At 37.4% G+C, this 22,082-nt stretch carries 15 protein-coding genes; 2 read left to right on the top strand and 13 right to left on the bottom strand.

Features of this window, described 5'->3' with window-relative positions; genetic code table 11:
• Window position 1: 1 nt before the first annotated feature.
• From MWU82_RS11275 to MWU82_RS11240, 8 genes are all read right to left on the bottom strand, one after another.
• Window positions 2-1,495, bottom strand: coding sequence for a sulfatase (locus MWU82_RS11275; protein ID WP_247096464.1), 1,494 nt, complete (start codon window positions 1,493-1,495; stop codon window positions 2-4).
• A 15-nt stretch (window positions 1,496-1,510) separates the two neighbouring features.
• The gene (locus MWU82_RS11270) at window positions 1,511-3,097 is read right to left on the bottom strand and encodes an arylsulfatase (protein ID WP_247096463.1); all 1,587 of its coding nucleotides are present in this window, start codon (window positions 3,095-3,097) and stop codon (window positions 1,511-1,513) included.
• A 162-nt stretch (window positions 3,098-3,259) separates the two neighbouring features.
• Window positions 3,260-4,789 carry an arylsulfatase gene (locus MWU82_RS11265; RefSeq protein ID WP_247096462.1) on the bottom strand — a complete coding sequence of 510 codons (1,530 nt, stop codon included), beginning with the start codon at window positions 4,787-4,789 and terminating at the stop codon, window positions 3,260-3,262.
• Window positions 4,790-4,877: 88 nt separating this feature from the next.
• Complete coding sequence (locus tag MWU82_RS11260; RefSeq protein WP_247096461.1) at window positions 4,878-6,449, bottom strand: glycosyl hydrolase family 28 protein; 1,572 nt, start codon at window positions 6,447-6,449, stop codon at window positions 4,878-4,880.
• Between the two features lie 16 nt (window positions 6,450-6,465).
• Window positions 6,466-7,881, bottom strand: coding sequence for a Gfo/Idh/MocA family oxidoreductase (locus MWU82_RS11255; protein ID WP_247096460.1), 1,416 nt, complete (start codon window positions 7,879-7,881; stop codon window positions 6,466-6,468).
• A 298-nt stretch (window positions 7,882-8,179) separates the two neighbouring features.
• Window positions 8,180-10,018: a RagB/SusD family nutrient uptake outer membrane protein gene (locus tag MWU82_RS11250; protein ID WP_247096459.1), complete on the bottom strand. Its 1,839-nt coding sequence runs from the start codon at window positions 10,016-10,018 to the stop codon at window positions 8,180-8,182.
• A gap of 55 nt (window positions 10,019-10,073) precedes the next feature.
• Entirely contained in the window at window positions 10,074-13,412 is a 3,339-nt protein-coding gene (locus MWU82_RS11245; protein ID WP_247096458.1) for a TonB-dependent receptor, read from the bottom strand.
• A gap of 106 nt (window positions 13,413-13,518) precedes the next feature.
• Window positions 13,519-14,688 (bottom strand): FecR family protein, encoded by a 1,170-nt coding sequence (locus MWU82_RS11240; RefSeq protein ID WP_247096457.1) that lies wholly within the window; start codon window positions 14,686-14,688, stop codon window positions 13,519-13,521.
• A gap of 107 nt (window positions 14,689-14,795) precedes the next feature.
• Between MWU82_RS11240 and MWU82_RS11235 the strand changes: the two genes are divergently transcribed.
• Entirely contained in the window at window positions 14,796-15,407 is a 612-nt protein-coding gene (locus tag MWU82_RS11235) for a sigma-70 family RNA polymerase sigma factor (RefSeq protein WP_247096456.1), read from the top strand.
• A 391-nt stretch (window positions 15,408-15,798) separates the two neighbouring features.
• Here the strand turns inward: MWU82_RS11235 and MWU82_RS11230 are convergent, their stop codons facing one another.
• Entirely contained in the window at window positions 15,799-17,142 is a 1,344-nt protein-coding gene (locus MWU82_RS11230) for a tyrosine-type recombinase/integrase (protein WP_247096455.1), read from the bottom strand.
• Window positions 17,143-17,888: 746 nt separating this feature from the next.
• Here MWU82_RS11230 and MWU82_RS11225 point away from each other — a divergent pair.
• On the top strand, window positions 17,889-18,275 hold the full coding sequence (locus tag MWU82_RS11225) for a hypothetical protein (protein ID WP_247096454.1): 387 nt from the start codon (window positions 17,889-17,891) through the stop codon (window positions 18,273-18,275).
• A gap of 62 nt (window positions 18,276-18,337) precedes the next feature.
• Here MWU82_RS11225 and MWU82_RS11220 read toward each other — a convergent pair whose 3' ends face one another.
• The 4 genes from MWU82_RS11220 to MWU82_RS11205 form a co-directional block, all read right to left on the bottom strand.
• A complete protein-coding gene (locus MWU82_RS11220; RefSeq protein WP_247096453.1) occupies window positions 18,338-19,051 on the bottom strand; it encodes a hypothetical protein in 714 nt (237 codons plus the stop codon).
• A gap of 100 nt (window positions 19,052-19,151) precedes the next feature.
• Window positions 19,152-20,117 (bottom strand): hypothetical protein, encoded by a 966-nt coding sequence (locus MWU82_RS11215; RefSeq protein WP_247096452.1) that lies wholly within the window; start codon window positions 20,115-20,117, stop codon window positions 19,152-19,154.
• A gap of 133 nt (window positions 20,118-20,250) precedes the next feature.
• Window positions 20,251-21,345 (bottom strand): PIN domain-containing protein, encoded by a 1,095-nt coding sequence (locus MWU82_RS11210; protein ID WP_247096451.1) that lies wholly within the window; start codon window positions 21,343-21,345, stop codon window positions 20,251-20,253.
• Between the two features lie 108 nt (window positions 21,346-21,453).
• Complete coding sequence (locus tag MWU82_RS11205; RefSeq protein WP_247096450.1) at window positions 21,454-22,080, bottom strand: DUF4145 domain-containing protein; 627 nt, start codon at window positions 22,078-22,080, stop codon at window positions 21,454-21,456.
• Window positions 22,081-22,082: the final 2 nt, after the last annotated feature.

Here is a 22,082-nt window from a genome sequence, read left to right as displayed (position 1 = left end):
TTTATTCTTGGTTTTGTTTGTTATAGATTCCTTTGGTAGGCTTCTGGGCATTGGTGGGTATATAGGTTTTAAGCCTTTCCTTTAATTCTTTGTAATTTTTATCGTCAGCAATATTTGTCCATTCATGAGGATCTGTTTCATGGTCATACAACTCCTCTTCTCCGTTTCCGTAGGAAGTATATCTAAACCGGTCATCCCTTATCGAATGAAAATCTGGCGTTAAACTTGAAATAGCTGGGCTGGTTCTTTTAGCTTTGGGATCGATTAATTGGGGAACCAAGCTTTCACCCTCCAAAGCATCAATCGGGGGTAAGCCGCACAGTTCAATCAAGGTGGGATAAATATCTATGAGGCTAACAGCTTGTCTACATTCGTCATTCCCAGTATTTTTTGGGTCATAAATTATAAGTGGAACCCTGGTTACTTCCTCCCATAAGGTGGCCTTACGCCAATGTTCCTTTTCCCCGAGCTGCCATCCATGATCGCTCCATAATACAATAATGGTGTTATCAGCGTACTTACTGTACTCCAGGGCATCAAGTAATCGACCAAATTGTGCATCGGCATAACTTACCGAGGCCAGATAAGCCTGAACGGCTTCATGCCATAAATCTGCTTTTTTAATGGCTTCATGTTCACTGTTTCCTTCTGTATTATGCAGGTCGTTATCATTACTAAAATTGGATGTTGAATAGGCAATATTTTTTCCTGATAAGGGCACATCGTCCAAATCTTTTTCTTTAACCAAGGGTAATTTTACCTCCTTCAGGGGGTGTTGATCAAAGTACTTCTCGGGTACAAACCAAGGGATATGCGGACGATAAATGCCACAGGCCAGAAAGAACGGTTTGTCATGGTCACGATTAATTCTGTCTTTGACCCAGTCAACGGTTTTGCTATCGAAGGTTAAGGAGTCCGGCGAGGAAAAAGAGCCCCAGGCAATATTACCGCTAAGTTTGGTTATGTTTTCCTTTTCTGGATTCTCCCGGTTACCCACTACTCCATCTTCTTGATGTCTTCCCACAAATTCGTGCCAATCGGATTTCTCATAATGGAACTTGTGCAAAATCTTACCAGCGCCTGCAACAAAATATCCGTTTTCCTTAAAATGTCTATTAAGGGTTCTTTTGCTTTTATAAAGATCTAAAGGTGTATCTGTATTTTTGTAAACTCCTGTAGTAGTAGGTCTTAATCCGGTTATTACCGAAGTTCGTGAAGGGCAGCACATGGTGGCCACACTATGGGCATTACTGAATAGCACCCCTTTTGCTGCCAAGCGATCAATATTGGGGGTAATGCTCTGTGGATGTCCGAACATAGCACCTTCCCAATCGTTTAAATCATCAAAAGCAACGAATAAGACGTTTGGTCTTGCAGTCTCATTTTTTACAGAAGAACATGTACAAAAAAGAAAGCCTAAACACATACTCAGTACTAAAAGTAATGTGCTTTTTGATTTTGAAATATCGCTAATCTTCATTTTGGATACTATCATCTTTGTTATTAATTTTTATTTAACTCCTACTTCAATGGCCCATTCCTGATAGGATTTTTTCATGGCTTCGACTATCTCAGGTTTTTTCGCACTTAAATCGGTTAATTCAGTGGGGTCATATTTCAAATTGTACAGTTCCCAATCGGTAGTACTTCCCTTTACCAATTTCATATCTCCCGATCTCATTGCTTTTGCCCCAGCAAATTCCCAATAAAAAGGCTTATCCCTGGTTATCAATTGATTATTAAGAATAGGTAAAATACTCTTTCCTTTAAGGGGAATCAACGGTTCTCCATTGGAAACCTCGCTATAATCTACCCCTGCCACTTCCAAAAAGGTGGGCATAATATCCAATATGTGACCGAACTGTTTTGATTCTATTCTGGATTCTTTTATTTCCTTCGGCCAATAAACAATGCAAGGAGAGGAAATTCCTCCTTCATGCATCCAGTTTTTATAATATCTGTATGGTGTATTTGAGGCATTGGCCCATGGTTCCCTATAGGCCTTGTACGAACCCTTTTCTCCAATGACACTTCCGCTAATATCCAGATTTCGGCCTTCGACACTTTCGGCACAACCTCCATTATCCGAAACAAAGACAATAAGGGTATTATCCAATTCCCCAGCCTGTTCCAACTGCTTTATTACTTTGCCGATGCCTTGATCCATTCGATCTACCATTGCTGCATATACCTGCATTCGCAAAGCCCAATCTTCTTTATTCTCAACGGACTCCCAAGATGGTATGGTCGAAGTACGTGAAGATAATGGGGAGCTACTATCCACAATGCCCAACTCCAGTTGTTTTGCATATCTGTTTTTTCGTAGCTCATCCCAGCCAATATTATACTTACCTTCATATTTAGCAATATCATCGGGTAAAGCATGCAACGGCCAATGTGGAGCGTTGTAGGCTAGATATAAGAAAAAGGGTTTATCCGGATCATTTGTTTCATGGTCGGAAATAAACGATGTAGCCTTGTCCGTAAAAGCATCGGTCATGTAAAAACCTTCGGACGGAGGATTCCATGATTCTCCATTATATGCCATGATTCGCTTTCTTTCTTTTTGATCCAATAACTCATAGTAGCTGCTTGCACCACTTATCAAACCAAAATATTGATCAAAGCCTCTTTTGGTTGGCCAATGTTCCTTACGTTCCCCTACATGCCATTTACCTGACATATAAGTAGCATACCCAGCCCTTTTTAGGCCTTCTGCAAGGGTTATGGTTTGGTCGTTTAAAAAACCTTGATAGGGTCCAGGTTTTATTTCCTTTTCCGGATCGGATACCATACGTCCCATGCCGGCTTCATGATGATAAACACCCGTTAATAGGGATGCCCTTGTTGGGCAGCATTTAGCCTCATTATAGAAATTGGTGAAACGAATCCCCTTGGATGCCAAAAAATCCAAGTTAGGGGTGTTAATTTCACTTCCATAACAGCCAATATCTGAATACCCCATATCATCTGACATAATCAGTACAATGTTAGGGCGCTTATCCTTAGGTTTTTCTGCAGAGCAGGAACTAAGTGAAACTGCTAATACCAGTATTCCTAAATAAAATACAATTCTAATTCTATTATTTATAATCATAGCTTTTTCCTAATCTTAATATCCCAGTAATAACCTCCATTTTGGGTCCTTTCTATACTTGTTGGGCGATTTTGATAAAAGCCCATTTTTTTTTGCTTTTTTTGTCTTCAATTTCAAACTTACCCAACTATGAACATCATATTATTCCACATCACTTCTCTTTCAATGATTTCGAATATTTTCCAATTCATCCAATAGTTCTTTTACCAGTTCAGGTTTTTCATTATATAAGTTGTTGGTTTCAGAAGGATCCTCTCCTATGTTGTACAGCTGCCCCATTGGATCGCCCACATTTGGTTCTATTACAACTGGTATAGAAAATCCACCGGAACCTCTTTTTTCAATGAGTTTCCAGTCTCCTTTTCGGACAGCAAAGAACCCCTTGGATGAATGATGTACAATTGGCATTGCTTCAGTGTTACTTTTATTTTCATCCAATAAAATGGGATAGATACTCTGACTATCCTCCCCGGTTCTATCGTTTAACTGTATACCAACGATATCACCGCAAGTAGCCATCAAATTCGTCAATGTGGTTTTAAAATCACTCACAGACCCCGCTTTAACCTTCCCTGGCCAACGTACTATAAATGGAATTCTGTGACCCCCTTCATAAATATCCGCTTTCATACCTCGATAAATGTCAGCGGCCTTATGATCAAATCGTTTTATAAAATCGGGCTTCCAAAAAGGGCCATTATCACTGGCAAAAATCACAATTGTATTTTCCGAAATTTTACTTTCATCCAGACTTTTCAGGAAACTTCCTATCTGGGCATCCACCATTTGTACAAAATCCCCATATTGACCTGCTCCTGAAGTACCATCATAATCTTTTTTGGGCACCCAAGGTGAATGAGGGGCTGCCAAAGGCAAATACAAAAAAAATGGTTTTTTATTCTTTGAATTCGATTGGACGAACTCTTTGGCCTTATCAATGAACTTAGGTAATACGTCATAGAAATCAAAGCTTTTAGTGATACGCCCCGGCCGCCAAAATGCCTCTGTGGCATAAGACCCGGTATCAAGATCGTTACCAGGTGTATGTTCGTTAGGCAATTCCGTTAATACATCATTTTCCATATAGCAATAGGGTTCCATATCCAGGGAGGCGGGCAAAATATAACTATAGTCGAACCCATGGTTCAATGGTCCATCTGTCGGTTTTTTTGTGAAATCCACCCAATCTCCGTTCATTTGGGTAATAAGGCCTAATTCGCTTTTTTGAACAGACGCGCTGTTTATGGAATCTTTATATTCCTCTTTTAAGACCCAGTCTAGGCCAAGGTGCCACTTTCCGATTACACCGGTAGTATATTTATGCTCCTGTAATAAGGAGGCTATGGTAGTTCTATCTTTCTCTATAAGGGCTTGTCCATAACCACGCAACACTCCTGTTGGTAATTTGGTCCGCCAACAATATCTTCCCGTTAAAATTCCATATCTGGTTGGCGTACAAACCGAAGAAGGTGAATGTGCATCCGTAAACCGCATTCCCTCTGAGGCCAATTTATCAATATTGGGAGTCTTTATTTTAGAATCCGGGTTATAAATGGATACATCTCCATACCCCAAGTCATCGGCTAAAATATAAACAATGTTAGGGGGGTTAATGGGGTCCTTGCTTTCGGAACAACCCAACAAAATCAATATTCCCATGAATAAATAAGCGGTGCTATTTTTGATTTTCATAAGATAAAAAATTTCTATTTCTTCTTGGGCACATCATTCATTTTCAATTTGAATACCCTCTGGTTTATTTTGAATACCATAGACGTTGTTACTTTTGAAATTGAACCCCTATTATGTCCGAATTTGTACCATAGGAAATCACTTTTTCTAATTCAAAACCATCTACAGAAAGTTCGCTTATCTTTAAACCCTTAACGTCCTTAATAATAAATTGTTCATTATTTGATAGCGAGGTGATGCTCCCACCTTCTATATTTAGGCCTTTCACATCATCAAAGACATAAGCTGGCCTAAAATCTAGTTCTCGGACACTTAACCTCACATTCTTCATTTCCAAACCTGTTACGTGTCTTATATAGAGTCCCCACGAGGGAAGTTCTCCGAACATAGAGAATTCCGGGTACGAAGAAGCTTTTTCGGGTATAGTGTTAAGACGCCAAACCGGTAAGTGGGCATAACCTTTATTTCCACGTCCAGGATAGGAGATGGAGATGTTTTCCAACATAATATTTTCCACATCATGTCCTGGCAATCCGGAAATTGAGGCAGGAAAAACGTTGTGAAAAAACGGGGATTCCGGACCTCTAATATTATATTTAAGATCTGGTTTGGAAAATGGAATATGAACGTTTAAATTTTTAATCCTTATATTTTTGATGGCACCTACTTTACGATCTACATTTCTATTTCCTAACTTAATAAAGAGGGCATTCCCTGTAGTGGTTGCAGATACATTGGTAACAGCTACATTTTCTATGGTACCCCCATCAACCGCCTCGAAGGCCAGAGCGGATCGAAAGGTATCAAAAATCGTTATGTTCTCTATTTTAATATTCCTGAATCCACCAACAGATGCAGTACCAAATTTTATAGCACTGGCACTGGATCGAATGGTACAATTTGCGATATAAATATTATCGTTCAGGAAACCTTTCGAATGCGATTTAAGACAAATTCCGTCATCGGCCGCGTTTACATAACAGTTAGTTATGCGAACATTTTTACAGTCACTTATATCCATGCCATCATTGTTCCAATAGGCATCGCTATCCACCCGAATCTTATCGATAATAAGGTCTGTACACTTATCATACGTCTGTACCCAACAAGCTGCATTCTTCAATGTTATCCCAGATATAGTTATATGCTCGCTGTTCACTACTTCAATAAGCTGCGGGCGCATAACCTCACTTGGCCTTTTCCTACGGATGTTATAATGGGTACTATCGAGTTTCCCGACATGAAAAAGACTATCTACTTTTAACGCCAGCTCTTGGCCCTGACCATCAATAGTGCCTTCACCGGTAATTGCAATATGATTCTGGCCATCTGCCAAAACCAGTGATTTCCATCGGTTTATTCCCTTATAATCATATGGATCCGTACTTCCCAGAAGTATGGCTTCCTTTTTCAGGTGTAGTTCAACTCCTGTTTTAAGGATGATACTGCCCGTAAGGAAAACCCCTTTGGGAACAACTACCTTTCCGCCGCCTTTTTTATGGGCAGCATCTATGGCAGATTGAATTGCGGATGATGCCAATGTTTTCCCATCATTCCTGGCTCCGAAGTCTGTTATAGTATACTCTTGGGCCAAGACACCGGTCGAGACGACCAGAATTAGAAAACTAGTAATTAATTTCGTTAAAATAGTGTTGTACATGTAACTGGAAATAATTTTAGAGTTTATAATATTCCTCCCAACCCCTGCGTGGTTGTCCTCCTCTTAGCATCATGTTGGCAAGGGGATTGTTTGTAATCTGTTTTGTTTCACGGTCAAATATCAATTTTGAATTTAATCTTTGCGCTAAAACACCTAAGGTAAAAACTTGGCTCAATGGCCCCGCAATATCAAAGGATGACCGGCATTTTTCTTCGCCCTTGCAGGAAAGCAAAAAGTTCTCAAAGTGGTTTGAAGGGCTTTCGGGAACAACAGGTAAACTCCCCTGCATGTCCTTCGCCTTTTTTTCTGGAATAATTGATAATGGACTACTGTGGGAACCTCCCTTAAAAGTCAAATCCTTTCCGTAGATTATTTTTCCAGGCTTTAGTTTGGTAGGCTCCAATTTACCGTCACTTGGTGGTGGAATATTAGAATCGGTTGTAGAAACACCATACCCTTTTGGTATTGGTGGTTGATTATTTACCCCATCATACCATGTAATATCTAGGGCCGGCATGTTGCCCCTTTCCGGAAATTTAAATACAAGGGTAGATGACATAGGGAAGAAAAATGGATTATACCCTTCTAGCATAACGGGATCCACTTCATACGGTAGACCAAGCTCAAGAAACTGATGTGCCGTATCCATAATATGTGCTCCCCAATCGCCAAGAGCGCCCATACCAAAATCGTACCAACAGCGCCATTGACCGTTTACAAAATCTTTGTTGTAATCGTGATGTGAGGAAGTGTTGAGCCAGGTATCCCAATCCAATGTTGTAGGTAAGGTTTCCTTTGCTGGATATTTAGTCATTTTTGGGTCAAAACTATGCCAACGTCTACGACCGTTCATGTGTGCGGTAATAGCCGTTACATCCTTGATGATGCCAGCTTCCTTCCATGCTTTGAATTGAAAATAATTCTCTCCAGAATGCCCTTGATTTCCCATTTGGGTAACTACATTATGCCTCTCAGCACAACCCATCATCAATTCAACTTCATTGAAAGTCCTTGCCATGGGCTTTTCCACATATACATGAATGCCCAAAGACATAGCTAACATGGTAATCGGAAAATGTGAAAAATCTGGTGTTCCCACATTCACCGCTTCAATTTTATCGCCCATTTTATCGAACATTTCCCTGAAGTCTTTAAAATGGGGGACGTTTGGAAACATTTTCATTACTTCCAACGTATGCGGAGCACCCATATCTACATCACATAATGCAACAATATTGGCCAAACCAGTTGCGTGCAAAGATTTGGTAATTCCACCACCTCTATTCCCGATTCCACAACAAGCCAAATTTACTTTGTCACTTGGGGCTATATTGCCAAAAGTTTTTCCTAAAACAGTTGAGGGGATTATAGAGAAGCCGGCAATACCTACTATGGCGGAGGCACTTGATTTTACAAAATTTCTTCTTTCCATGGGTTTAATTTATTAGAACTAATTATCATAAGTTGATGGGTTATAGGACTAAATTAGTCATAAGTAAATTATCGCAAAGACATAAAACACCTTGCTAGGTTTACTTTTTAATGCCAATTAAAGACCGTTTCTATTATTGCTGTCTAAATAGGTGCATCTATAAGTGTAGAGACAATTGAAGTTGGGCAATGTGACCTAAAATCCTTTCTATACGTGAACCCATTAATTTTAGTACAGACAAGCCCAAATAGGGCCTGACTATACCAAAAAAAACTAACTCAACAAAAACTATTATTTTTTAATAACCTGGGTTCTGACCCAAATTATTTGTAGCTAAATCTATCTCCTGTTGGGGAATTGGACGCAATAAATGGTGTGTATCCAAACTACCACTAGCTGCGGTCCAAGGGTTGTATTTTGTAGCTCTTTCAATTAACTTACCGGTACGCTTTAAATCATACCATCTCATATACTCTCCCATCAATTCCCTTGCACGTTCATCCAATATCATATCAATATCGATAGTAGCCGCCGTAGCCCTATATGACTTTGAAGCTAAAGAAGAAACATCTTCAGGAACAGCTGCCTGCAAGGGTTCCCCCCCTGCGTTAACGCCCAGGGCACGGTCAACGATTGCGTTGTAATAAACATCGGCCGATCCCAGACTACCGCCAGTTGCTCCTTTAACTATGGCCTCGGCAGCGATCAAATAGGCTTCAGCTGAACGGAATAACGCAAAATCGAATGTACCTCCTCCATCTCCATAAGGAATACCCGGCTCCCAGAATTTCCACATCATTGGCGATTTATAGGAGTCGTGGTATTTAGAAGCGTCTATTCTACCATATTCGTCGGTATTGATAACGGAGTATGGCAATGTGCCTCCTACATCCAATCCTCTTTCGGACAGATCCAAAGCTGGACTATTCCAAGGTCTGAACTCAAGTACCACATCGCCCTGGTTAATATCTATTGGGGCGGCACCATCTGCTGGATTAAATCCTGAGACATTCTTCAAGGCATATATTTTTCCGAGGAAGTTATGATTGTAACGCGTATCCATTTCTGGGTCGAAAAGACGGTATATCGCGGGGGTGGTACTGAATTTATTCAAGTGTCGGTTATAGGCACTGGAACGTGCAACTGCACCAGGCAATTCGTCAGCTCCTCCTCCGAATATAGAGTGGTAATCGTTACCTACTATCGAATTGTCATTGGTGTCATCACCTGCATTGGTAATATCATTTGTATTAAATTGAATGGCAAATACAATTTCACCATTTTTAGCATTTTGACTCCCTGGATTATTGGTTTCCAGCAACGGATTATCATTGCGTTGTGGGAAAAGATCGGTATAGTTTACAGCCAAAGGATATTCTGCAATTACTTTGTCCGCAAAGTCCAGTGCCATATCAAAATCTGTATTACTACCCCCTAATGAATTATCGAAATTCCATCCTCGTGTAAGATATACCCGGGCCAATAAAAATTGGGCGGTTCCCTTAGTAACACGTCCATAATCGGTAGCTTCTTTAGGCAATACATTTTCAGCGGCCGTTAAATCGGCGATAAGCTGGGAATAGACATCAGCGGCTGCTACTTTGCCCACTTCTTTGTTTGGAACAGTGGTCTCGTTCAATGGCATTGGAATGTCTCCCCATTGCTGTACTGCATAGAAGAGTGCCAGCGAACGCAAAACCTTAGCTTCGGCTACCCGTATCGCCTTCAATCCCTCATCCATACCTTCCACCGCTTCGGCACGGTCTATTACGGTATTGGTCCTGTTGATTTCTCGGTACAGCAAGTTCCATAAAGTTTCCAAAGATTCAAAACCTGCCCCAAACCCTATGTCATAAGCATCCTCTGCCGGTCCTTGCCCTTGGTTGGTAAGAGCGTCATCCCAAATACCTGCGCTGAACGTATCCGTGCCTCTCAGCACTAAGGTACGATCCTGAATTATATCCCGCCATAGTGGGTACATTGCTCGTACCAAGTCTTCAAAGCCTTCTTCGTTTACATAATATTTATTAGCAGTTTGAAGAGATTGTGGATCCTCATCCAAAAAATCACTACATGCAACTGCCGAAAAGACCAAAATACATGTGGTCAATACTTGCCATTTTTTATATATTTTCATTTTATCCTTATTTTTTTGTGAAATAATCAAACAATTTTCTATTTAACTATCTAGATTAGAAAGTTATATTCAAACCAAGCGCATACATCGCAAATGGCACATCATCGCTATTTACTCCCGAATTGTATTCTGGACTAAATCCTTTGGTCTTTGTAAACAAAAATGGATTGGTTGCTTGTGCATAGATTCTTAAATGGCCTAAACCTAAGCGACCTAAAAGATCACTAGGGAATGTGTAACCCAAAGTGATATCCGAGACACGAACAAAATCTGTGTCTACTACATTAAACGAATCGGTAGGTGTCTTACCTGATCCCCCTGCACCGTTTAGACCATAATAATCATTGGTTGGATTTGTGCTGGTCCAAAAGTTTAGACTAGCATCTGCATTATATCGATCCTCGTTAATTTGTCCGAAAGTTCCCGTGAGGTAATTACTTTTCCATTGTACACCTTGTCTGGTATATATAAAGAAGGAAAAATCCAGATTTTTGTAATTGAACTGATTACGAATACCCATAATATAATCCGGAGTTTCGGATCCCACAATTACACGATCGTCAGCTTCCGTGATTTTGCCATCCCCATTTTGATCCACAAACTTTACATTACCTGGATCATATCCAAATGAAGCAGCTTCATCAGCTTCATCAAGTTGCCATATCCCTGCAACCTCAAAGTAATATAGTGGTTGCACAGACTCACCGACAAATCTATTGTTTCCAATATCCTGAGTAAGGCCACCTGCCAATTTGGTCACCTCATTATTATTTTTGGTAAAATTAATTGATGTAGACCACCTAAAATCGTTTTTTTCTATATTCACGGTGTTCAATAATACCTCTACCCCAGAATTTCTAATCTCACCCACATTGGCCACTACATCCGTAAATCCTGTTGAATTGGGCAGTTTATCCCCCAAGATCAGATCAACGGTTTTCCTATCGTAAACTTCAATCGAAGTAGAGACTCTATTATTAAATAAGCCCATATTAAGACCTAAATTGAGTTCCTTGCTTCGCTCCCATACCAAATTTTTATTGGCCAGGTTATTTATTGCAAACCCATAGGCCGGTGAACCATCAAAATCATACTGAGTTTGGGTCACTGTAGACTGGGTATCGTAAGGACTAATGGAGGTAGCGTTACCTACTTCGCCATAACTAGCCCTTAATTTTAAATTTGAGAACAAGTTTGAATTTTTGATGAAATCCTCCTCACCCAGCTGCCATGCCAAGGCTACTGAAGGAAAAAATTGCCATTTGTTGCCTTCGGACAATACAGATGCGCCATCGGTCCTGCCGGTTACAGTCAACAAATATTTATTCTTAAAACTATAATTTAACCGGCCCATATAAGAAATCAAGGCTTGCTCGGATAAAAATGATTCGTTTCTAGTAACCTCACCATCTCCTAAGGAGTACCACAAGGACCTAAAAGGTAGATCTTTCACATCTATACGGGAATATTGTTCTCTTTCATGAAAAATACTGTACAGGCCCGTTATGGTCAAATCGTGAGAACCCGAATCTAGCTTATACGTAATCGTATTGTCCAAGGTATAGGAAGACACATCGGTCGTCTGTAGATTGGCTTTGGGTAAGAGCGTGGTTTTTTGGGTCTTGGTATAGGTACCCCTATAATCACCCGCTTTTTGGTTAGATACCGCAGCCGAAAGCGAAGACCTGAACGACAACCCTTTTACCAGAGTAAAATCCACATAGGCGTTCGCCAATAAAGATGAACGACGTGTTTCCAGAACAAAATTTTCAGGATTTATCTCTACCAATGGGTGAATAACTTGATTGTCATTAATTCCCATAAAAACCGCATACCCATTCCAATCTTTGTCCTGAGCCTGATCTTGAGGCAACAAATCATCATAATATACTGTTCCTGTTGGTCTCGCTCTATAAGCGGACCGCAGTGCCTCAGTCCCTGCCAGATTTTGCTTACTATAGCTATAGTAAGTTGACATACCTACTTTTAATTTATCATTTAAAATACTTTGAATTCCTCCTTTGATGGTATATCTCTTGAAACCAGTTTCCAATGTATTTCCCTCTTCGTTCAAATATCCTGCTGAAAAATCGTAGGTGGTTTTGTCAGAACCGCCAGTGAGTGAAATATCATGGGTACTTTGCAATGCAGCACCTGTTACCAAGTCTAGCCAATCGACTGTTGTTCCATTTTGGACATTGGCCAATTCACTGTCGGTTATATTACGGGGAGTCTTTCCAGTTTCCTGAGGACGCAATACATAATTCTTATTATAGAACTCTTGCGCGGTCATCATATCCGGGAGGTGTGTTGGTACTTTTACACCTGTATAATTTTTATAGGTCACCTTCGGCTTACCGGAAACCCCTTTTTTGGTAGTGATAATAATAACCCCATTGGCACCACGTGAACCATAAATAGCCGTAGATGAGGCATCCTTCAATACATCCATGGCCGCAATATCATTGGGGTTCATTGTATTTATATCACCTCCTACAACCCCATCAATTACAACTAGGGGTGCACTCGACTCACTATCTCCAAAACTACTGAGCCCTCGGATATCTATGGTAAAACCATCTCCCGGTCTACCTTTTACTTTATTGATATTTACACCGGTTACCTGCCCTTGCAATGCAGCAGCGGCTTGTACCGGATTTGCCCTAACGATATCCTGGGTACTGATAGAGGATACCGCCCCGGTTAAATCCCGTCTTTTCTGGGTTCCGTAACCAACAACAACAACCTCTTCCAGACCAGCAGCATCAACAGCCAAGGTCACTGTTATACTCGCTTGCCCCTTCACCCCAACTTCTTTGGGTGCAAAACCAATGTATGATATCTTTAAAACAGCATTCTCATTGGTGAGGTCAAGCGTAAAATTACCATCAAAATCGGTTTGGGTACCATTTAGGGTCCCCATTTCAACAACGCTAGCTCCTGGTAAAGGCCCGCCCTCTTCGTCGATCACCATACCCGAGACTTGGAATTGCTGTTGCTCGATCAACTCGGAAGGTTTATCATACGAGTCCCGTTCACGGATAACTATTCGATTTTTTTGTGACAGTTCAAATTCAACTGCGCTATGGGATAAACTTTGTTTTAAGAGGTCATCTACCCCAATCTCTCCTTTTTTTAATCGTACCTTAGGGGCGTTTGAAAACAAATCGGCAGGATATAAAAAACGATACTTTGTTTGGTCCTGAATAATATCAAAGACCTCATCTACAGAAACTACCTTGTCAACATCAATGGATATTTTTTCTTGAGAAAATGATTTTTCTGTAGTAATTCCAAAAACGGTTGTGCACAATAAGAAGATAAAGGCTTTCATAATCAAAAATGGCACCCGCATTCGCACGAATGACTGCGACTTAATTAATTTAATTTTCATAAATTTACATGGTATTGGTTGAACATTTGTTTAAGTAATACAGTCTAAAGGGACGAAGTTGATGCACCGCTAAATGTTCTCCTTCGCTCCCTTTTTTTATTTTATTTTATTTTAATAGTATAGTTTTATTAATAATTTCATAATCCTTAATGACTCCGAAGTTTTTTATGGTATTTAAAATATCTTCAATATTTTGATCCTTACCCAACGCACCATTAAATAGTGCGTTTTCAAGTTCAGGACTCTCAAAATTAACATCGATATCATACCAGCGCGATAACACCTTCATAATCTCCACTAGAGGTTTTCTACGAAAACTAAAAACACCCTCTTTCCAGGATATCTCGTTGTAAACATTGACGGTAGCTATAGCTAAGCTGTCATCATTAAGGTTCAGGCTTGCTTGTTGAGAAGGTTTCAGCATATTTATTGTAGATCCCGTACTAATTGCAACTTTGCCTTCCACTAAGGTGGTATATATTTTTGTTTCTTCCTTATAGGCCTTAATATTGAATTCGGTGCCCAACACCTCTATTTCTTGAGATTGATTAAAAACAATAAATTTTGAGCCTTCGTGTTCAGTGCTTGGAGAAACAGCGAAGTACCCTTCACCGTATACCAGTTCAACTTTACGGGTTTGTCCTTTTATGAAGTTTACCGGATACTTAATTTGTGACTCGGAATTCAACCATATTTCTGATCCATCAGAAAGAACTAAATGAAACATCCCCCCCCTCGGTATCGTTAAAATATTATTCGCCACTTCTTTAGTGGTGCTTTCCTTTGCCAAATACACAATTTCTTCACCATTGCTATGTACATTTTGTGTTTGAAAGGTATTCCCCTTTTCCAATTCAACTTGTGAACCATCTTCCAAGGTCAAGGTTGCCTTATCGGAACCGATATTAATATTATTGCTAATTATTCTTGGTTGTGTTTCAACAGTCTTAGTGAAGATATTGTCCTTAAGGAAATATCCTGTGACCAATAAACCTGTTACAACCGCGGCAGCGGCATAACTTATGATTTGACGCGTTTTTTTGAATTTTACGGTCCTCTTCTCTTCCAACATTAAATCTTGCAACTTACTTTTTAATTTATTGGCGTCGAATTGTTTCATTTCGTGTTCAATTGCAAAATTTGTTTCAACATAGGAATTGAACAATTGTTCATTCCCTGCATCTTTCAGCCAAATCTCCAGTTTATCCAAATCGGCAAGAGAGGCCTGATGGGTCAAGAATTTGGTTATTAAAGCTTTCGCTTTTTGCTCGTTCATTCTACTATTTACAATTAATACGTATGAATTTTACACAACCCTAACTTTTTTGGTATATTTTTTTATAAATTACCTAAATTATAAGCTAATTATTATCAAATTACGATATGCTTGACAATTATTTGAATAACTCACAATTTATTGAAGCCTTGAAATCAGGGGATTCAAAAGCGTACACCGTCCTTGTGGATCACTTCCATCACAAACTCTGTATTTATGCCTATAGTCTTATCAATGATCACAACATTGCTGAAGATATTGTACAAAACGTTTTTATTCGTACCTGGAAGAAACGAGATCAATTGAAGTGTGATTTTGAAATTAGAAGTTTTCTATATAAATCAGTTTATAACGAATTTATAGATGAATATCGGAAACAAAAATTAGTAGTCCCTTTAGAGAAAAAATATATTGATGCACTAATCAATTTAGTTGAAAATGAAGATAAGTATGCTTTAGAGCGAAAACTAAATTTAATAAAGCAGGGAATTCAGAACCTACCTCCCAAATGTAAGGAAATATTTATGTTGAGCAAACATGATGGTCTGACAAATTTGGAAATTGCCGAGTACAAACAGGTTTCTGTTAAATCGGTTGAAGCGCATATCACCAAAGCGTTTGCCATACTTAGGCAATCAATTAGCGAAGAGGTGCATCATATTTTATTCTTATTATTCAGAGAAATCAGTATTAATCCTCTGCCAAATAAACCTGACTAATTTCATACTTTTTTTGAGTTTATAAAACTTGGTCCATATTACTAGTGAACTTTTTTTAAAGGCAGTCAGTTCCGAAATTTAATTTACCATTTCAAACAAAGTCGAAGTAAGTAAATTAATAGAAGTTGTTTTAAAAGGTCACAGTTATATCTAGTTTGCTTACTCTGTGTAGTTTTTACTTAAACTTAACAATTGATCTTGTTCCAAAAAATTTCCATTAGTTTTAACATTGTTTTACCAAAACAAAAAAACCGACTCCATAATTCAGCTTTTCCTTGTAGTACAGCCGGTAAGACTCGAACTCTTATACAACCATGCACTAGATACTTAGAATAACGTGCAGTTCTAAAATATTTTATTTTGACATAAAACTCAAAATTTCTTAAAGTCATCAAGAATTTAAAACCGCATCCAAAGCATCATCGGCATCTTTATGAATAAAATTTGCTTGATATAGAATCGTCGTTTTCAGATCGCTATGGCGATAAAGTTTTTGCAACATTAGGGGTGAAATGGCGTCCCCTGCGATATTCCCAAAAGAATGGCGGGCAATATGGTTGGATAGGTTTTTTGTAATCCCACATTTTTCGGCGATCTGCCTTAGGTATTTGTTAAGTACAGCGGTGCCATTACGCGTTTTTACAAATACGTCCCGCTTGCTATTGGAATTCGCTTTTTTAAGATAGGGGAAAATAAAATCATTATTTGACTGGCGTAAGGGTCTATAAAAATCCAATATCCCCTTGACCTGATCTGGAATTTTAAGGCTCAATGGCTTTTCGTTCTTGTTCATAGTATAATAGAGACGTCCATCCATCAAATCAGACCATTTCATTTGCAACACGTCCGAAATCCTAATTCCGGCAAAATAATAAGAGAACAACCAAACATTTCGGGTGTGCCACATAGCCGTATCTTTCTCCAATTCCACATTTTCAATGAGTTTAATCTCTTCTCTTGTCAAACCGATTTTTTGTGTTGGTTTTATACGTATACGCTCCTTTTCTCCTGCAAAAGGATAGTGTTTGGCTTCCACGATACCTTCCTTTATGGCTGCGTTAAAGAGGGTGCGAATATAAATAAGATGATTGGTAACCGTTCTGGTCTTATGATCTAGATAAGAAATACAGAACACCTTGAAGTTGCTTAGAAATGCCTCGGTGATGTCTTCAAAATAGAGCAAGGCTTCTTTCCCAAATTCGCCTTTTACATGTTCTAAAAAATTATATCCAAACTTTCTGGACTGACCTACCCGATTTCGTCGCCGGTCTTTAATTCCTTTGATAACTTGTTCTCGCTCTTCAAATCTGTTCCATTTTAAAAACTCACGGATGTTAAACAACATTGAAAGTTCCCCTTTACAGGTGGAAAAGGAACCTGACTGAAATTTGTTTATTACACGTTGCGACCCAAATTGAAAAAACGAAACCGTTCTCCCTTTATGCTTAGCCTTGTTCTTGATTTGTTTACTGGAAATGAACTCCCTTGACCCTTCCGCTTCTAAAGCGATACTATCGACTTCAGTCAATTTTTTTAGTAGATAATTATTCAGCCTTGCTGAATTGGCGTGAGATTTTTTAACCTTACCCAAATCTTTGTTCCAATCTTTTTCCAAAATATATTGACCTGTAAATATGTATCGTGTCTTTCTATTTTGGGTAATTCGAACGGCCAATGGAAAAGTACCGTCCTTCTTTTTATCATGTTTCCAAAGCACTATCTTTATCGAGGCCATTTTTAATAAAATATTCCTCTAAGATACACTAATGACCACATTCTACCTAAAACATACCTAAAACATTTTGGGGTTTTATATGATTTCTGCTGTTTTGACCTAAAACTTAACTTCTTGATTATCAACTATATAAATACATATGATACCATATAAAACCAGTATTTCTGCGGCTCATAACCCGAAGGTCACTGGTTCGAGTCCAGTTCCCGCTACTAAATCAGAAGCCATCAAGTTGAAAATCAGCAAGATGGCTTTTTTTATTCCCGATTTCTTCCCGACATTCAAGCGAAGTAAATAAACTTGGTATAATTCTATCAAAACTCCAAAGCTGTTTAAAATCTAAATCCATCTTATAAACTTAAAGGGGGGGGTACCCGAAAAAACTCAAAGATCTAAATTCAGGTAGGGGGTACTGTTTTGGTGTGTAACGGAGCCCATTATTAAAATGATGCCATTTTTTTATTGCGGGGTTTTGCATTCCATAATTTAACCAAATTGTAATACAATGTATATCCTCCTTTAAATGCCCATCAATTTCCAAACAATAAATGGTCTTTTTCTGATAGGTTAAAGAAGGAAAACAGAAAGCCGTTGCCAATTTCCAATAATGATTAAATATCCCTTAATGTCATTAAATATCCTTTAATCCCAAATAAGTAACACTTGAACTAATAAACATCCAGTCACTAGGATCAATTTAAAAATTATTCAAGATTGTAGATATCACAAACCATTGATTATAGCTTATGGAACTTATAAAGTTAAAAGTAAAGCAAGTTGCTGGCAAAGGCGAGACAGCGAAAATGATTGTCCATAGTTTTATCGAAGCTTGTACAAAACTTGATGCTTCTATATTAGAACCTCTGATTAATGAAGAACAACTTTTTGACGATCTAGACAAGTATCGCTTCTTAGACTTTTTAAAGGGTCAATTTGATTACGCTAAGGAATTAGGGTTTACCGAATCGATTATGCAGAGAGGGAAGTGCGGGCTTTGTATTATTGGCCATTCAACCTTTGAGTTTTACGGAAAAGACGGTAAAATTAGATTTGCTTACATTATAGAGGAAAAGGAAGGGGAGGTAAAGAACATCTTCAACTGCAATGCCAGTTCTGGCTGGTTTATTAAATAATTACCGAGTGGTCAAGTTATAATCTTGGCCTTGTCTTAGTTGGTTTAGTCGATACCTATAGGTTATAAAAATGTTTTTCCTTCTGTCCAGTTTGACAGACTTTGATATAATTCAAATGAGATTGAATTATAATCATCATCCCAAATATTTTCCTTTTCAAATGGCATTGTTTTCCAGTCCTCAACAGCTTTTTCTAAAATTGAGAATAGATTCGAATCTAGATTTTTTAATTCATTCAATGACTTTGTATAATTGATGTGTTGCTTTGGATCAGCTTTTATAGCTATATATTTCGCAATATAGAAATCTACTGCTTCTCCATAATATTTACCTCTTATTTTAAAGTTCTGCCTAAGTTGTTGTATCTCGGATTTGGTACATTTATTTACATCATAATCCTTGATGAATTTTTTCTTGTCAAATCCTAATTCTAAAAAAATAGGCAACATTTTGATATGATCCATGCAATTGCTAAAATGCTCGAGTAATTGGTCCGATAAAAGTTGTGATAACAATTCACTTCCAATTATCAAATGGCGAAAACTAGAACCCAAATAAAGTTCCTTTTGTCGGATTAAAATATGCAGCAGTTCGTGTGTGAACGCATTTATATCGATATCGTATTTTGGAACGATAATTCGAGAATTACTATTTTCTGAATCACTAGCATAATTTGGATAATCATTTAATTCAATTGATATTGAATGTGTATTATTTAAATCACTCCACAATTTTTCATTTCGGTTATCAATAAGCCCAATTTCTTGCGGTGTCATTTTAATAGGAGGTTTAATTTGCAATTAAATTTATACTATGTTTCGAACAATACTTTTTCTTTTCAGCTCTACGATAAAGTAGAACAGATCATTGTTGATTTCATTCCAGTAAAAGCAAAAGATTTTCATCAAAACCCTCTTCGAAAATATTTTTGTAATGATAAATTATTTTACCTAAAGGAGTCAAACCATGACGCCTATCTACTTCAACAGCTAGTCCTCTATTAGTCATTTCAGTTAATAATTCACCTCCCAAAGAACCTCCGTTTTGAAAAAAATTTCCTAAACTTAAAAATGCATTCCATCTATTTTCATTCTTCAGTTCACGAACTTTGTTTGTAACTTCAGGGGGAAATTTGTTAATAGAAGAATAAAACTTTTGATTTTCTTCATCAAAAAATAAATGCTCAAATAGTGTCAATTTTTCTGACCGTATATCATATTCTGTTTGCAGCTGAGCCATAGAAATTTCAAGCTGTTTTATTTGAGTATTTTTTGTTCCATTGTCAGCTTGTAATTTTTCTAATTCCTTTACTGTAGAATCAAGTTTGCTAACTGTTTTGCTGATATGCTCACTTTGTTGTAAGAGGTTTTTATCCTTTTGCTTTATTTGTTCAGTTTGTTCATCGATAGTTTTTGAAAAGCTCCGTACATATTCTCGTTGTTCTTCGTATTGGTCGAAGTATTGCTCACGTTCCTTTACCACCTCATCATACTCTCCTTTTCTGACCACATTTTTATTAACTATCTTACCTGTAATAAGTGGCATAAGCCAAAACTCAACCCACATAACGACACTTCTTGTAAGAACAACAATTAAATATCCTAAAAACATGTAAATTAATGCCTGTAAAGCATCCCAAAGGAAGGAGCTTAAAGTTATGTTAGTTGTAATATAATTTTTAATGAATATTAATTTGTTATCTAGTGTCCAACCATCATCAAAATTAAAAACCCCAAATATCAGCTCCCAATGATGTAACAGCAAAACAAGGATTAATGTTCCAAAAAAGGGATTTGTTAGCTTGTCTTTAATGTTACTAAAAAATGAATTGATTACTTCCATATTTTTAATTTACAGAAAAAATTATTAGTCTTTTTTTATGGTCTATTTTCGCATTAACCAATCACAATTATTGAAAACAACTTTAAAGTTCTGGATTAACACTCTTTAAAGGAGTTTTTGTCATGTGTAGTTTTCAGATCGTGAATTCGTTAATACTTAAATCAACAAATTGAACATCTTCCTCGTCTTCGATATTAATATTAAATGATGTATTTACAAATACTCTTCTAATTGTATTAATTGTAACATAATCCTTACTTCTTTTAATGTCCAGAAGTTCCTTTTTGAGCAAAAATTTATCATCATCGTAAACGATTCTAGGTATTGTAAATTCTATGTTAACTATTCTTAATATAAATGATAGTTCAATGAATATTAAATCTTTAGCCAAAAAGGACCAGTTCAATAATTCTGGATCCTCAATTCCTTCGAAAATTTCAAGACTAAAATCTGTAACATAGTTAATAGTACTAAAACTAGTAGAGCTATCTCTTAAAAGTTGATTGAACCATTGTATCGTTTGTTCATTTATATAGAGGTCTAACTGAAACTGAATTTCATCTTCAAAAGGGTATATATACTTTTCTAAAATGTCTTCATCAGTTAAATTCTGATGTATTTCTTCTGCCCTTCCACCAATAAAATCATTAATAGATTTAAATACTTTAAAATCATTTTTTAGTTGAGCTTCCTCGATGTCATTTTTTAAATCAGAATGTAAATCAGTTTTATCATTATTAAAAAAGTCAGAGGCATTATTATTAATGAATATTACCTTTTCACTACCTTTTTGCTTTTGAAGATATTCCAACAATGACAACCAGATAAGAGAATCCCTGAATCCTTTATCTTTATCTTGAAATGGTTTTATTCTTTTTATTGCTCTGTCAACCAATATTGAATTTTCAATGTTATCAAATGGTAGGTAAACTACTTTTTTAGTGTTTTTTAGTATTATTTGTCGCAAAGAATAGCTAGTATCCAACTCCTTTAAATCTAAGTTTAAAGATTTATTCATTAAGGACTTAGAGCGATTTAGTGCTATTTTAAAAGTCTGTTGTAAACTTGCCATTTCAGTCAAAAAACTATTATCGACCTCTCTACAGACAATTTCTGAAATTAATATTTTAGTGTTTGTTCGTTCAACATAATTGAGAAAGCTTTTAAAATTTGCGCTCTCTAAGTACCAATTATTATAGAAAATATTCGAATCAATAAAAATCAACATATTATAAAGAGTTCTAATTAAATTACATCTAATGGTCTATGTATTGAGCACTATCAAAGTGTTGTACTTACGCAATAATTATGTTGTTATAATATTTGTTAGCAACATCTATTTTTTATCTCGGTCATTGATACCGTTAACCTTGTCAGCTGGCAAACTGTTATATATCCCACTTACTTGTTTCGGTAAGGCTATCATATATTCTACCACTATATTCACAAGATTGAAAAGCTGATTTACTGTTTCGGGGTTATCAGTATCAATTTGACCAGGGTGCACTGCATCATTTCCAGTAACTCGAACAATGTCTAAGGATTTTTGAACTATTTCAGGCAATCCCTTTTTGACAAGATTTCCAATATCCTTATTGATATTTTTGCCTTCTTCACCAAGCTCTTTAGCAAGTATTTGAATTGATAACCTTAATAGGGCAGCAGCCCCTCTTGGTGATTTAGTATGTACAGCAGCAGCTTCAGTATAAAGTTTATGCACTGATTGAGGCATTTCAGGGTTAGGGAATGGAGCATTTCCAGAGTCTGGGTAGTACATTTTATCCATTACCCAGATAGAAGGTTCTCCGCAGTGTTGACATATACCCACTCTTAAAGGTGTGCTTTCGGCTTGAATATGGTCATTTCCATTCCATTTTCTTTTCCACCAGTTTTGCTGTGAGATAGTTCCGCAATGAGGGCAAGTGTATGATTTTTCAAATACCTTTGGTTGAATGTATTTCATAA

It is taken from the genome of Arenibacter sp. S6351L (assembly GCF_023016025.1).
Lineage (GTDB): Bacteria > Bacteroidota > Bacteroidia > Flavobacteriales > Flavobacteriaceae > Arenibacter > Arenibacter algicola_B.
Note: the sequence above shows the minus strand (reverse complement) of the source record. Positions and strands in the feature narration are given on the sequence as shown.